This window comes from Cupriavidus basilensis (assembly GCF_008801925.2).
Lineage (GTDB): Bacteria > Pseudomonadota > Gammaproteobacteria > Burkholderiales > Burkholderiaceae > Cupriavidus > Cupriavidus basilensis.
This window is the reverse complement of sequence record NZ_CP062804.1, coordinates 1,561,550-1,575,855: the sequence shown is the minus strand read 5'-3', so window position 1 is coordinate 1,575,855 and position 14,306 is coordinate 1,561,550. Positions and strand designations below refer to the sequence as shown.

Sequence of the window (14,306 nt, the reverse complement as noted above, 5' to 3'; positions counted from 1 at the left end):
TTGTCTGGGTTTAGATGGCAATGGCGAACCCAGGAGGCTCGCCGGGCTTGCGCCGGCTCTGCCGTGGCTCACCGGCCTGGATCAGGCGCGAGCGCATGATGTTGCGGCTCAAGCCGCAGCCTTGCTGCCCGGCAGCACGTCGTTGGCGATCATCTCGCCGAACGGCCCCGTCAGGTTGGTGGTGCCGCCGCGGCCCAGGCTGGCGTACGGCTCCGGCAGCAACGGGAACACCAGTTCGGCGAAGCGGTACGCTTCCTCGAGGTGCGGGTAGCCCGAGAAGATAAAGCTCTCGATGCCAAGATCCGCGTATTCCTTGATCCGCGCGGCCACTTCCTGTGGATTGCCCACCAGCGCGGTGCCGGCACCGCCGCGCACCAGGCCCACGCCGGCCCAGAGGTTGGGATAGATCTCCAGCTGGTCGCGGCGGCCGCCGTGCAACGCGGCCATGCGGCGCTGGCCGACGGAGTCGAAGCGCGAGAAGGACTTCTGCGCGGCGGCGATCGTTTCGTCCGAGATCTGCGCGATCAGTTCATCGGCGGCCCGCCAGGCTTGCTCGCTGGTACGGCGCACGATCACATGCAGGCGCACGCCAAAACGCACTTTGCGGCCAAGGCGCGCGGCGCGCTCGCGAACATCGGCGATTTTCTGCGCTACGGCCTCGGGCGGTTCGCCCCAGGTCAGGTACACGTCGACCTGCTCGGCTGCCAGGTCGTGCGCTTGCTCGGACGAGCCGCCAAAGTAAAGGGGCGGGTAAGGACGCTGCACCGGCGGATACAGCGCCTTGGCGTTATCCACCTTGATATGCTCGCCATCGAAGTGAACCGCCTCGCCCTCCAGCACGCGGCGCCAGACGCGCAGGAACTCGGCCGATGCCGCGTAGCGCTGGCTGTGGTCGAGGTACAACCCATCCCCACGATTCTCGTCCGGATCGCCGCCGGTCACCACGTTGATCAGCAGCCGGCCATTGGTAATACGGTCGAGCGTGGCGGCCATGCGCGCCGACACGGTCGGCGAGATGATGCCCGGGCGGATTGCCACCAGGTAGCGCAGGCGCTCAGTCCAGGGCGCCACCGCGGAGGCAATCACCCATGAATCCTCGCAGGAGCGGCCCGTGGGAATCAGCACGCCGTAGTAGCCCAGGTTGTCGGCCGCCTGCGCGATCTGCTTCAGATAGCCCAGTGAAACGGGGCGCGCTCCCTCCGTGGTGCCGAGATAGTGGCCGTCGCCGTGCGTGGGAAGAAACCAGAAGACATTCATTGCCGCGGTTCTCCCCTTCAAGCCGCGCGCTGCAGCGGCAATTTGCGGCTGGCTTCGAACAACGGCGCGCAACGATCCGCGGCCAGGCGGATACGTTCGGCCAGCGCGGTGCTGCTGACCTGGTAGTTGTGGAAATCCCCCGGGCTGCCGTACACGCCGATGGGCAACGTGAGCGCCTGCAGGAAGCCGAACAGCGGCCGCAACTGATGCTCCAGCACCAGCGCGTGGCGGTCGCTGCCGCCCGTCGCCCCCAGCAACACCGGCTTGTCCACCAGCGCTTCCTGCCCCACCAGGTCGAAAAGGTGCTTGAAGTGGCCAGGATAAGAGCCGCGATACACCGGCGCGGCCACCACCAGCAGGTCCGCGGACTCGATGGCGAGCAGCTCGCTTTCAATCCCGGCGGGCAGCTCCGCGCGCGACAGCGCCGCGCCCAGCGGACGCGCGATGTCGCCAACGTTGACGATATGGCTTTGCAAATGCAGCCGGCTATCCAGTTCCGTGAGCAGTGCCTGCACGAGCGCGAGCGTGCGCGAGGGCTGCTGTGCGCTGCCGTTGACGGCGACCACGTTCAGCGGTGTAGCCATGGGAAGAACCTCCTGTCGATATCGATGGTTTGTGGATTCACGCGCAGGGCGCATTTCGTTGCCGGCAGTGCATCAGGCAAGAAGCAAGCCCGCGTGGATGGCCATGCTCTTTGCCCGTGCGCCATGCCTGGCGCGGATCTGCATCGTTCTCCCAGAGCACACTGTTGATCTGCTGTTGCTGGTGCAGCAGTGTGGAGAGGGGGCGTAGCCACCGCAGCCGTCTTAGGCAAGCGCTTACAAGTCCCTCACGATAGCGCAACGGAATTGGCCGCCGAAGGATGAATTTCGTCTATGTATAGACGCGCGAGACGCATATAGGCATACGGGCTTTGCGTCGCCACCCGCCCTCCACGGAGGGTGCCGAAGATTGGTGTCGGCTCCAACCTGAAAACGCTGCGGCGAAGCATGCAAAGCGAAGGGGGCCCCGCTTGCGAGCCCCCCTTCGTTCATGCCTTGCCGGATCCGTCTTCAGCCAATGGCCTCAGAAATCGAGTCCACCACCACCGCCGCCGCCGGCCGCGCCCTGCGCGCCGGGCTGGCCCTCATCCTTCGGCAGTTCAACGATCGCGGCATCCGTGGTAAGGATCAGGCCTGCCACCGATGCGGCATTCTGCAAAGCGGTGCGTGTGACCTTGGTCGGGTCAACCACCCCACCTTCCACCAGGTCACCATATTCGCCCGTCGCCGCGTTGTAGCCAAAATTGCCCGTCCCTTCGGCCACGCGCGCCACCACCACGCTGGCCTCTTCGCCAGCGTTGGCAACAATCTGGCGCAACGGCTCCTCCAGTGCCCGCAGCACGATCTTGATGCCTGCCTGCTGGTCCGGGTTGATGCCCGTCAGATCCTTGATCGCCTGGCGCGCACGAATCAGCGCGACGCCGCCGCCGGCCACGATGCCCTCTTCCACCGCGGCACGCGTGGCGTGCAGCGCGTCTTCCACGCGGGCTTTCTTCTCCTTGACCTCGACTTCCGTGGCGCCGCCGACCTTGAGCACCGCCACCCCGCCAGCCAGTTTGGCCACGCGCTCCTGCAGCTTCTCGCGGTCATAGTCGGAGCTGGCCTCGTCGATCTGGGTGCGGATACGCTTGACCCGCGCCTGGATCTGCGCGGCGTCGCCGGCGCCATCGATGATGATGGTGTTCTCCTTGCCGATTTCCACGCGCCCTGCCTGGCCCAGTTGCTCCAGCGCGATCTTTTCCAGAGACAGCCCGACCTCTTCCGACACCACCTGGCCGCTGGTCAGGATCGCGATGTCTTCCAGCAGTGCCTTGCGGCGGTCGCCAAAACCGGGGGCCTTGACGGCAGCCGCCTTCAGGATGCCGCGGATATTGTTGACCACCAGCGTGGCCAGTGCCTCGCCCTCCACGTCCTCGGCCACGATCAGCAACGGGCGTCCGGCCTTGGCCACCTGCTCCAGCACGGGCAGCAGGTCGCGGATGCTGGAGATCTTCTTGTCCACCAGCAGCAGGTAGGGCTGCTCGAGCACCGCCACCTGCTTGTCGGGGTTGTTGATGAAATAGGGCGACAGGTAGCCACGGTCGAACTGCATGCCCTCCACCACTTCGAGCTCGTCTCCCAGCGACTTGCCGTCTTCCACCGTGATCACGCCTTCCTTGCCGACCCGGTCGATGGCCTGGGCGATACGCTCGCCGATGGCGCTTTCGCCGTTGGCGGAGATGGTGCCGACCTGCGCGATCTCGCGGCTGGTGGTAGTGGGCTTGCTGATGCGGCGCAGCTCTTCAATCGCCGCCGTCACCGCCTTGTCGATGCCGCGCTTCAGGTCCTGCGGATTGAGCCCGGCCGCGACGTACTTGACGCCCTCCCGCACGATGGCCTGCGCCAGTACGGTAGCGGTGGTGGTACCGTCGCCAGCGTTATCGCTGGTGCGGGAAGCGACTTCCTTGACCAGTTGCGCGCCAATGTTCTGCAGCTTGTCCTTGAGCTCGATCTCCTTGGCCACGGAGACGCCGTCCTTGGTCACGGTGGGGCTGCCGAAGCTGCGCTCCAGCACCACGTTACGGCCCTTGGGGCCCAGCGTCACCTTGACCGCATTGGCGAGGATATTGACGCCTTCGACCACCTTGGCGCGGGCCACGTCGCTGAACACTACATCTTTTGCTGCCATTGCTGTCTGTCCTGTCTGGATTGTCGGGTTCGTTCGGGAAATATTGGATCGATGCCGGCGGACGCGCGGCGACTCAACGCTCGACCACGGCGAGGATGTCTTCCTCGCGCAGCACCAGTAGTTCGTCGCCGTTGACCTTCACCGCCTGGCCAGCGTACTTGCCGAACAACACCCGATCGCCTGCGCGCAGGTCCGGCGCAATGCGTTCGCCAGCTTCGTTGCGCCGGCCCGGGCCGACGGCGATCACCTCGCCCTGGTCCGGCTTTTCGGCGGCGCTGTCGGGAATGACAATGCCGGATTGCGTGCGGGTTTCGTTGTCGGACCGCTTGACGAGAACGCGGTCGTGCAGTGGGCGAAGGCTCATGCTGGCTCCAGGAAGAAAGAGAGAGAGAAGTTCGTTGACGGCGGATGTCAGTGCCGACGGTGGCACTGCGGGCTGGCAATCAGCACTCGATGCCGGTGAGTGCTGAGTATAGAAAGCACCGCCATGCGCGGCCAACTGATCGTTTCGCATTTGCTTAGAAGCGCGCCTGACAGCGCGCCTGCCGTGCCGAGCACATCGGGTTCGCACCCACGCTGCCTAGCACGAGCCGCATGATTTTCCCGGGCCCACGACGTCGGCATGGAGCGGGCCGGGCGGGGCCAGCCAGCCAGCCTTAAGCCTTCCTTAAGCCGCTGTGCCCTATCCTTGTCGCATCGCCAGAATCCAACGTTCCCGATGTCGATGCGCCTTGCCCTGAACCTCACGCTGTTCCAGCGCCTGAACGCCCCCGCAGGGCTGTCTGGCGCCGGCCTCTGGGTGGCCGCCTTCCATGCCGAAGGGCTGATCGCAGCCGCCGCGGGCTGGCCGCGCGCGCCCGGCAGGGCCCGGCGCCTGAGCGTGACCGGCTTGCTGGTAGCCGCAGCACTAACGGGCTGGGCCCGCGTCTTGCTCGGCGTACACTTTCCACTGGACATCGCCGGCGCATTTGCGATAGCGGCATGCTGCGCGGCCGTGGCTACGTCTGCCTTCACGCGCCCGCTGCTTGCTGCTGTCGCGGTGCGCGCGGAGCAGCTTTACCGGCGCTTGCTCGCCTACCCCTTCGCACACGGATGGCTCAACCCATGACAACGGCTGACACGATGCCGCCCCTTGCCACCGCTGGCGCACTGCCGTCAATGCGCGATGCCGACGCCAGCCTGGCCATCGTGGGGCTTGAAGGTGCTGGCCGCGGGCCGTTCAGCCTCACCATCGCGCCCGGCACTTGCGTGATCCTGTCCGGCGCGTCCGGCGCGGGCAAGAGCCTGCTATTGCGCATGATTGCCGATCTCGATCCCAATCGCGGGCAGGTCCGGCTAGGCCAGTCCCCGCGCGAGAGCATGAGCGGGCCGGCCTGGCGGCGCCAGGTCATGTACGTGGCGGCCGAGTCCGGCTGGTGGGGCGATGACGTGCTTGAACATATCACGGACGTGCCGGCCGCCCGGGCGCTGCTGGCGCGGCTGCGCCTGCCCGCGGACATCCTGCAGGCGCCCGTGAGCCGCCTGTCCACCGGCGAGCGCCAGCGCCTCGCGCTGATCCGCGCGCTGGTGCGCCGTCCGCGCTTCCTGTTACTGGATGAGCCAACCTCGGCGCTGGACGCCGAGACCACGCTGGCCGTCGAAGCGCTGCTGCGCGACTGCAAGGCACAGGGGCTGGGGCTGCTGATTGTCTCGCACAATCCCGCGCAGGCGGCGCGCCTGCAGGACCGCCACTACCGCCTCGGCGCCGCCGGGCTGGAAGCGGTGCCGGCATGAGCCCGATCCCGCTCACAGCCTATGACCTGGCGCTGGCCAGCCTGCTGGTGCTGGCCGGCGCGGGCGCTTCGCTGGCGATGTCACTGGACGTGCACCGCAGCCTGCTCTGGGCCGCGGGCCGCATGGTGGTGCAACTGCTGCTGGTCGGCCTGGTGCTGCGCACGGTGTTTGGCTTGTCGTCGCCGCTGGTGACCGCGTTGACGGTAGCCGCCATGATCGCGGCAGCCGCCCGCGAGGTGGGCAGCCGGCAGGAGCGCCGCCTGGCGGGGCCCTGGCACGCACTGATCGGCGCCGCCGCCGTGAGCCTGCCGACGCTGCTGGTGACCGTGCTGGCGCTGACCACGGCCTTGCGCCCGACCCCCTGGTACGACGCCCGCCACGCGATCCCGCTGGCCGGCATCATCCTGGGCAATGTGATGAACGCCGCGAGCCTGGCGCTCAACGGCGCCTTTACCGCGGTCTGGCACCAGCGTGCCGCCATCGATGCGCGCCTGGCGCTTGGCGACGATCGCCATGCGGCGCTACGCGTGATCGTGCGCCAGGCGGTGCGCAGCGGCATGCTGCCCACCATGAACACCATGGCGGCGGCCGGCATCATCACCATGCCGGGCATCATGACCGGCCAGATCCTGGCCGGGATGGACCCGATCGCCGCGGCCCGGTACCAGATCCTGCTGATGTTCCTGCTCGCCGGCGGCAGCATGCTGGGCGTGATCCTGGCCGCCACGCTGGCGGTCCGGCGCCTGACCGACCACCGCCACCGCTTGCGCCTGGACCGGCTGCAACGCCGTTGAACCCAGGGCGCCCACCCATCACCAACCAAGGAACCCATGCCATGCGCCTGCTGCTGGTGGAAGACGACCCGATGATCGGCGAAAGCGTGGAGGAAGGCCTGCGGGCCGAAGGCTACGCGGTCGACTGGGTCAAGGATGGTCGCCTCGCCGATGCCGCGCTGGCCGCCAATGCGCCCGGCACCTACGACGCCCTGCTGCTCGACCTCGGCCTGCCCGGCCGCTCCGGCGAGGCGGTGCTGCGGCAACTGCGCGCCCGCGGGCTGGCACTGCCGGTGCTGATCCTGACCGCGCGCGACGCCACCGCCGACCGCGTGCGCGGCCTGGATGCCGGCGCCGACGATTACATGGTCAAGCCGTTCGACCTCGACGAGTTGTTCGCGCGCATCCGGGCCCTGCTGCGCCGTAGCGCCGGACGCGTCAGCACCGAGCTGGCACACGGCCCGGTGCGCCTGGACCCCGCCACGCGCGAGGTGCGCTGCGCCGGTGAGATCGTGGCGCTGTCGATGCGCGAGTTCATGGTGCTGCAGGCCCTGATGGAGCAACCGGGCCACGTTGTGACCCACGAGCGCCTGCGCGAGGCGGTCTACAACATGAACGAGGAAATCAGCAGCAATACGGTGGAAGTCCATATCCATGCGTTGCGCAAGAAGCTCGGCGCCGACTTTATCCGCAATGTGCGCGGTGTCGGCTACAAGCTGGGCGGCCCGGCATGAAAACGATCCGCGCCCAGTTGCTGGCCGGCCTGCTTGGGGCCATGCTCGCGTGCGCTCTGGTAGCGGGCGCGGCCGCCTACTTCAAGGTGCGCCGCGAAGCCAACGAGGTCTTCGATGCGCAACTGCAGCAAGCCGCGCGCATGTTGCCGACACATCTGGAGCGCGATGCCAAGCCGCCGCTGGACGGCAGCGAACTTGACGAGGAGATCGTGGTGCAGGCCTGGGATGTGCAGGGCCGCCAGATTTACGCCTCGCACCCCGTCACGCTGCCGCGCGCGGACCTGCCCGGCTTTCATGACCTGCAGGCGCACGGCCGCGAATGGCGCATCTACGGCGTGCTCGCCGGGGATCGCTATGTGCAGGCCGCGCAATCGGTGGCGTTTCGCCGCAAGCTGGCGGCCTCGCTGTCGCTTGGCGCGCTGCTGCCCATCCTGGCGCTGGTGCCTGCGCTTGGCTTGCTGATCCACCTGGTGGTCAGGCGCTCGCTGCGCCCGGTCGAGGAGATCGCGCGCGCGGTTGGCAGCCGCTCGGCAAACACCCTGGCGCCACTGGACGCGCACGGCTGGCCGCCGGAACTGGTGCCGGTGGTGGACGCCCTCAATGCCCTGCTGGCCCGCCTGCAGCAATCCATGGACACCCAGCGCGCCTTTGTCGCCGACGCCGCGCACGAACTGCGCACGCCGCTCACCGCGCTCAAGCTGCAGCTGCAGCTGGCCCTGCGCGCCGACAGCGAAGACAAGCGGAAACTGGCGCTCGCCAAGCTGGGCGAGCGCCTGGACCGCACCACGCACCTGGTAGCGCAGTTGCTGACGCTGGCACGCAGTGAAGACGGCGCCCCTGCCACCCAGGCCCCGCTTGCCGACGTGCGCTTGCACGACGTGGCGGTACAGGTGGTGCGTGAGCTGCTGCCCATGGCCGAAGCCAAGGATGTGGACCTCGGCCTGGATGCGAGCGCGCCCGAATGCCGGGTGCGCGCGGTCGATGGCGATCTCTTTATCCTGCTGCGCAACCTCGCCGACAATGCGATCCGCTATACCAGCCCGGGTGGCCGGGTCGACCTGCGCATCGAATGGCGCAACGGCGCGCCCATGCTGGGCGTGAGCGACACCGGCCCGGGCATCGCCCCGGCCGAGCGCGACAATGTGTTCCGCCGCTTTCATCGCGGCGACGCCAGCGACCCGCATGGCAGCGGATTGGGCCTGGCGATCGTGCAGAGCATCGCCGCGCGCCATGGCGCCACGGTGTTGCTGGAGGATGGCCCGGCGGGCCACGGGCTCACGGTGGCCGTGGTGTTCCCGGCGCAAAACGGTGCGTGAAAAGCAACGCCGGTCGTGCACGGCTAGACTTCATTCTGATCCGGAGTTCCGATGCATCCCCAATCCGACTCTCGCTCCCCTGCGTTCTTCGCCCGGCGGGTGGCCGGCCTGCCCGCAGCCCTGTGGCTGCTCGCGGGCCTGCTGATCCTGCTGCTGTGGTTCGGCACGCTGGATTTTCGCCACCTGCTCAGCTCCGATGAAGGCCGCTACGCCGAGATCTCGCGCGAGATGTTCGCCAGCGGCGACTGGGTAACGATCCGCTACAACGCGCTCAAGTACTTCGAGAAGCCGCCTTTCCATATGTGGGTGACGGCGCTGTCGTACACCCTGTTCGGCGTGGGCGACTGGCAGGCCCGGCTGTGCGTGGCGCTGTCCGGCATGGTTGGCCTCATCGCGTCGATGTTTGCGGCAACGCGCTGGTATGGCATTCGCGCTGGCCTGCTGACCGGGCTGGTGCTGGTGGCCGCGCCGATGTGGAGCGTGGCCTCGCACTTCAACTCGCTGGACATGACGCTGTCCGGCGCCATGGCCTGCGTGCTGGCCTTTATGCTGGTGGCACAGCATCCCGACGCCACGCCTGCGGCCCGCCGCTACTGGATGTGGAGCTGCTGGGCGGCCATGGGCGTGGCGATCTTGAGCAAAGGCCTGGTGGGCATCGCCCTGCCCGGCCTCGTGCTGGTCATCTACACCCTGATCTCCCGCGACTTCGGCCTGTGGCGGCGCCTGCACCTGATCTCCGGCATCGCGCTGATGCTGATCGTCACGGTGCCCTGGTTCTGGCTGGTGTCGGCGCGCAACCCCGAATTCCCGAACTTCTTCTTTATCCACGAGCACTGGCAGCGCTACACCTCGACAGTGCACTCGCGCGGCGGGCCGGTCTGGTACTTCGTGCCGTTGCTGGTGGCGGGCTTCGTGCCCTGGCTAGGGCTGGCGCCGCGCTTGTGGGAGGTGGTCCGCGACGATGACGCCGCAGCGCGCGTGGCGACGGTTCGTCGGCTCCGGCCGGCGCTGTTGCTGGCCGTGTGGGCCATTGCCATCTTTGTCTTCTTCAGCCTGTCCGGCTCCAAGCTGCCCGGCTATATCGTGCCGGTCTTCCCGGCGCTCGGCATGCTGGCAGCCATGGCGCTGGAGCGCATCGGCGAGCGCGGCTGGTGCCGGCAGCTCAACGCCATGCTGGTGATCATGGCGATCGGGTTGCTGGCCAGCCCGGTGGTGGCCACGCTGCACTCCAACCACACCGCGACCGCCGACTACCGCCGCTACGCGGTCTGGGTGGCCGCCGCGTTTGTCGTGATGCTGGCGGGCACGTGGCTGGCGCGCCGGCTGCTGCGCACCCACGGCCTGATGCCGAGCATCGTGGTCTACGCGCTAGCGCTGTTCACGGGCTTTACCGCCGCGCTGCTCGGGCACGAAACGATCGGCGGCCCGGCCTCAGGCGCCAGCCTGGTGCCGGCCATCCGGGCGGTGCTCAAGGACGACATGCCGATCTACGGCGTGCGCACGCTGGACCACACCCTGCCGTACTACCTGCGCCACACCACCGTGATGGTGGAACACCCCGACGAACTGGAGTTCGGCACCCAGCAGGAGCCGCAGAAATGGCTTCCCACGCTCGACAGCTTTATCTCCCGCTGGCGCGAGGGGCCGCCGGCGCTGGCGATCATGTCCGCCGATACCTACCGCGAGCTGACCACGCGCCAGGTGCCCATGCACCTGGTAGCGCAAGACCAGCGGCGCATCGTGGTGGCCAATTTTCCGGTGCCGCCTTTGCCTGGCCACTAAACGCGGCCGTGGCATATCCAGCACGCGGCCGCATCTGGCTTCTTATAGCCAAGCCCATATCTTTTTTTAGAATTATTGGATCGACAATTCAAACCAAATATGACAGTACTTCCAATATCGTATTTAAGAAGCGAATTTAGTGGATCACCTTACCCCAGCAAGGCACGGAACACCAATCCTTGCCTCTTCCTCACTCCTGTTTCGCACGCACGCCGATCTGCTTCCGTGCACTTGCACGGCCCCTTTCCTCCACTCGCCATAGAGATTTAAATAACACTCATTATCAATACATGACATATTTCCTGCAGAAAATCGTCAATAGCTGCAGATCGCCGGCGAGTTGCTTACAGTTTCATTTCAATAGATTGCGTAATTTTCCAGATCAGGCAGCGTGTCTTTTCTTTCCATTGACATATGATTGAGGCTCATCAGAATCGAGGTAGGACGATCACGGTGAATGAATCGGGGGTAGCCCATGCTAACTGGGTCTTCCCAGTTCAGGAGCCTCCGGTGCAAGGGGCCGGTAGCTCCCGCCGGTACTGTCGGACGTCATCGTCCTCACGGATGTGACTGAAACGCGGCTGGCTGCGCACCATCCGCTCGCTCATTCCTCCAGGTGCCTCTCTTCGATGGCTTTGACGGCGGCGCTCAGGGCATCAGGGCCGTCACGGGCTTCGGTACATACGTCGCCACAAAGGTCAGACATGAAACGTGCTGCACTGCTTGCCATGCCGTTCGCCTTGTTGCCGCCGGCCGTGCTGGCATCGCCCGGAAACGTGCCGCACATCGTCCACGTCATCCATGTGGGACTCTCGCTGTTCTGCGCCGCCGCTGCGGTCTTCGGCATTATTTATATGGTGGCGGCAGGTGTACTCATCCGGCGGTTCTTCGCTCGCGCACCAGCAGAGCCCGATAGCTTCCCGCCGGTTACCATCATCAAGCCGCTCCGTGGCCAAGAGCGGATGCTGCTCGATAACCTGTCGAGCTTCTGCAGGCAGGACTACCCGGGCCCCGTGCAGTTCCTGTTCGGCGTGCAGGACTCGGGCGATCCCGCGCTGGAAATACTGAATCAGCTTCGGATTGTGCACCCTGAAGCCCAGATCACGGTGGTAAGCGACTCCCGCTCGTGCGGCCCCAACCGCAAGATGAGCAACATTCTCAATATGCTGCCGCAGGTGCTGCACGATGTGCTGGTGTTCGCGGATAGTGATGTTGGCGTCGAGCATGGCTACCTTCGCCATGTCGTCGGCGAACTGCAAAAACCCGACGTTGGGCTCGTGACCTGTCTCTACCGGGGGCAGCCCGCGCCTGGCCTCTGGCCTCGGTTGTCGGCAATGGCCACCAACTATCAGTTTGTTCCCGGTGTGGTGACCGGCCTCGCGCTCGGGCTCGCGCGCCCCTGCTTTGGCCAGACCATCGCAACGCGCCGGGCGACCGTGGAAAGGATTGGTGGCTTCTTGCAATTCGCGCATCACCTGGCCGAAGATCACGCCATCGGCAAGGCCGTGCGGGAAGCGGGCGAGAAAGTCGCCATCCCGCCGTTTGTCGTCACGCATGCTTGTGTCGAAGCCGACGCAACCGAACTGCTGGCGCACGAGTTGCGCTGGAGCCGAACGATTCGGACCATCGACCCGATCGGACATCTGGGCTCCGTGCTGACCTACCCTCTGATTTTTTCCGCGCTCGCCGCCCTCGCATCCGGCGGCGCGGCCTGGTCATTGGCGCTGGTACTGACAGCGGTATTGGCAAGGCTGCTGCTCAAGTGGCAAATCGACCGTGCCACATGCCAGCCATACCGCGACGCCTGGCTGCTACCGATCTGGGACCTTTTGTCATTCTGCATCTTTGTTGCCAGCTTCTTCTCCAGACGCGTGGTGTGGCGCGGATTCAGTTTCGAGGTCAGTGGCAATGGCCTGCTGCACCCGGTCAAGAAGGACTGATTCGCGATGCAGGTGCCTTGCCAGGCGGCGGCATCCGATTTCGCGCCTCCTGTCGTCATTGACGCTATTCATCCCCGGAGCGGCACTCGTATCATGAAGTATCTCGGTTCCATAGCGGCCTTTGTCGGCCTGGTGGCTGCACTCTGGCTCGTCTGGCACGAAGACCCCGGCCAGGTGTACGCCCTGATGCGCACCGCGGGGGGCGGACTTTTTATCGCCGGGCTTGCGCATTGGCTTCCCATGCTGTTCAACGCGTGCGACTGGCAGACACTGATTCCAGAAACGAAACGCCCCGGACTTGGCACGATGCTGCGCCTGGTCTGGATCCGGGAGTCAGTGAACGGCTTGCTGCCTGTCGCCCGCGTAGGGGGCGAGATCGTCTCGTTCCGGCTGATGCGGCACTGGGGACTGCGCGCGTCGACGGCATCGGCCAGCCTGATCGTCGATATGCAACTGACCTTGATCAGCCAACTGATTTTTACGATGGTGGGAATCGGCTTCCTGCTCTCGGCACATTCAGACTCGAAGGCACTCCATCTCGCCGGCAATCTCGCCTGGGGTGTAGTCGTGCTGATGCCGCTGATGGTGTTGTTCGTACTGGTGCAGCACGCCAGTCCATTCGAACGGGTCAGTCGCGCTCTGAGCCGGTTGACCAGCGGCAAACTTGCCGCGCTGACTGGCCAGCCGGCCAGGATCGATCAATCGATCAAGCTTGTCTGGCGCCGCCGCGCCGTCGTCATTCGCTACCTGTTCTTCTGGCAGCCGTTGCAGTACATGGCGACTGCGCTGGAGTTGTGGCTAGCACTATATTTCCTTGGGGAACCGGTGAGCATGATGGATGCCATGGTGCTCGAAGCCCTGGTTCAGGCACTCAGCAGCGCGGCTTTTTTCGTGCCTGCGGCACTGGGGGTTCAGGAGGGTGGCTTTGTCCTGATCGGGACCGCGCTGGGTCTTGAGCCCACGACCTGCATTGCGCTGGCCGGTGCCCGTCGCATCCGGGACTTGATGATTTACCTGCCCGGGCTGCTTGCCTGGCAAATCTCGGAATCGCGCAGCCGCATCGGCCGGCTTCGCTCCTGACTCGATCTGCAGCAATACGGATATGCAGCAACTCATGAAAAAGACGCGCCGCGCGCGCCTGAAATCCCGGCAGGGTGACCGCGAGCCACGAACGGGGCTGCCCGGAACGGGCGCCAAGTCCCACTCGTGCGCCGCCCTTTGCTTGTGTTCCGCGTTGCTCGGTTTCCTGAGTGCACCGGCCTCGGCGGTGCTACCGGATGAAATCCAGGTGTACACCGGCGATATCAACGCGCCGGGAGAGTTCGGACTCGAACTGCATCTCAATACCACGCCAAGCGGCCATTCGCAGCCATCCTATCCCGGTGAAGTCACCACCCCGCACGGCTGGCGCGCGACCGCCGAGTTCTCCTATGGCCTCGCGCCTGCCTGGGAGCTTGGGCTTTACATCCCCACCATGCTCTCGCGAGACAACACCTACTACGTGACCGGCCCCAAGCTTCGTGTGAAGTGGATGCCGATCCGCACTGTCGATGGCGCTGGATACTTCGCTGGCGCCAACGTTGAACTCGCACGCGTCGGACAGAAATTCGAGAGCGCGACCAAGACCCTGGAGCTGCGGCCAATCATCGGCTATCAGGACAGTAATTGGCTCTTTGCCTTTAACCCCGTGCTGGGATGGGATCTTGCCGGCCCGGACAAAAGCGCTGTCCCCAGCGCAACCCCTAGCTTCAAGGTGGCCCGAACAGTATTGCCAGGATTGCGCGCGGGTGCCGAGTACTACATGGATCTGGGCCGCGTCAATCATCCAGCCACGGGGCCTGGGCAGGCACAGACCATCTATCTTGCTTTCGATGTGAGTCGCGGCCCCCTCGTCTTCAATTTCGGCATAGGCCGCGGGCTATCCCAGGCAGCGGACCGCTGGACACTGAAATGGATATTCGAAATACCGTTCTCCTGAGCCGCCAGCCTTGAGAAGCGACATCGCCGGGATAAGTGCCGGGA

13 protein-coding genes are annotated in these 14,306 nt (G+C 65.7%); 9 read left to right on the top strand and 4 right to left on the bottom strand.

The genetic code is table 11. The features are described 5' to 3' along the window. Window positions 1–108: 108 nt before the first annotated feature. From ssuD to F7R26_RS27855, 4 genes are all read right to left on the bottom strand, one after another. The gene (gene ssuD, locus F7R26_RS27870) at window positions 109–1,257 is read right to left on the bottom strand and encodes an FMNH2-dependent alkanesulfonate monooxygenase (protein WP_150984599.1); all 1,149 of its coding nucleotides are present in this window, start codon (window positions 1,255–1,257) and stop codon (window positions 109–111) included. A 17-nt stretch (window positions 1,258–1,274) separates the two neighbouring features. Beyond that, window positions 1,275–1,841 (bottom strand): FMN reductase, encoded by a 567-nt coding sequence (gene msuE, locus F7R26_RS27865; RefSeq protein WP_150984600.1) that lies wholly within the window; start codon window positions 1,839–1,841, stop codon window positions 1,275–1,277. A gap of 481 nt (window positions 1,842–2,322) precedes the next feature. Continuing rightward, entirely contained in the window at window positions 2,323–3,966 is a 1,644-nt protein-coding gene (gene groL / locus F7R26_RS27860) for a chaperonin GroEL (RefSeq protein ID WP_150984601.1), read from the bottom strand. 73 nt (window positions 3,967–4,039) lie between these two features. Next, a complete protein-coding gene (locus tag F7R26_RS27855) occupies window positions 4,040–4,330 on the bottom strand; it encodes a co-chaperone GroES (RefSeq protein WP_150984602.1) in 291 nt (96 codons plus the stop codon). A gap of 354 nt (window positions 4,331–4,684) precedes the next feature. On the opposite strand from F7R26_RS27855, the gene F7R26_RS41125 reads away from it, so the two are divergent. The 9 genes from F7R26_RS41125 (at window position 4,685) to F7R26_RS27810 (ending at window position 14,262) form a co-directional block, all read left to right on the top strand. Continuing rightward, a complete protein-coding gene (locus F7R26_RS41125; protein ID WP_241754761.1) occupies window positions 4,685–5,074 on the top strand; it encodes a phosphatase PAP2 family protein in 390 nt (129 codons plus the stop codon). Continuing rightward, entirely contained in the window at window positions 5,071–5,739 is a 669-nt protein-coding gene (locus F7R26_RS27845) for an ABC transporter ATP-binding protein (protein ID WP_241754760.1), read from the top strand. Before F7R26_RS41125 ends, F7R26_RS27845 begins: the two co-directional genes overlap by 4 nt. Continuing rightward, entirely contained in the window at window positions 5,736–6,533 is a 798-nt protein-coding gene (locus tag F7R26_RS27840) for an ABC transporter permease (protein ID WP_150984604.1), read from the top strand. Before F7R26_RS27845 ends, F7R26_RS27840 begins: the two co-directional genes overlap by 4 nt. A 41-nt stretch (window positions 6,534–6,574) precedes the next feature. After that, window positions 6,575–7,246: a response regulator gene (locus F7R26_RS27835; protein WP_150984605.1), complete on the top strand. Its 672-nt coding sequence runs from the start codon at window positions 6,575–6,577 to the stop codon at window positions 7,244–7,246. Then, on the top strand, window positions 7,243–8,562 hold the full coding sequence (locus tag F7R26_RS27830) for an ATP-binding protein (RefSeq protein WP_150984606.1): 1,320 nt from the start codon (window positions 7,243–7,245) through the stop codon (window positions 8,560–8,562). Before F7R26_RS27835 ends, F7R26_RS27830 begins: the two co-directional genes overlap by 4 nt. Window positions 8,563–8,613: 51 nt before the next feature. Beyond that, window positions 8,614–10,344, top strand: a complete 1,731-nt coding sequence (locus tag F7R26_RS27825) for a glycosyltransferase family 39 protein (RefSeq protein WP_150984607.1) — start codon at window positions 8,614–8,616, stop codon at window positions 10,342–10,344. A 704-nt stretch (window positions 10,345–11,048) separates the two neighbouring features. Beyond that, window positions 11,049–12,284, top strand: a complete 1,236-nt coding sequence (hpnI, locus tag F7R26_RS27820; RefSeq protein ID WP_193692258.1) for a bacteriohopanetetrol glucosamine biosynthesis glycosyltransferase HpnI — start codon at window positions 11,049–11,051, stop codon at window positions 12,282–12,284. Between the two features lie 93 nt (window positions 12,285–12,377). Then, entirely contained in the window at window positions 12,378–13,364 is a 987-nt protein-coding gene (locus F7R26_RS27815) for a lysylphosphatidylglycerol synthase domain-containing protein (RefSeq protein WP_150984608.1), read from the top strand. Between the two features lie 22 nt (window positions 13,365–13,386). Continuing rightward, window positions 13,387–14,262 carry a hypothetical protein gene (locus F7R26_RS27810; RefSeq protein ID WP_241754759.1) on the top strand — a complete coding sequence of 292 codons (876 nt, stop codon included), beginning with the start codon at window positions 13,387–13,389 and terminating at the stop codon, window positions 14,260–14,262. Window positions 14,263–14,306 lie beyond the last annotated feature (44 nt).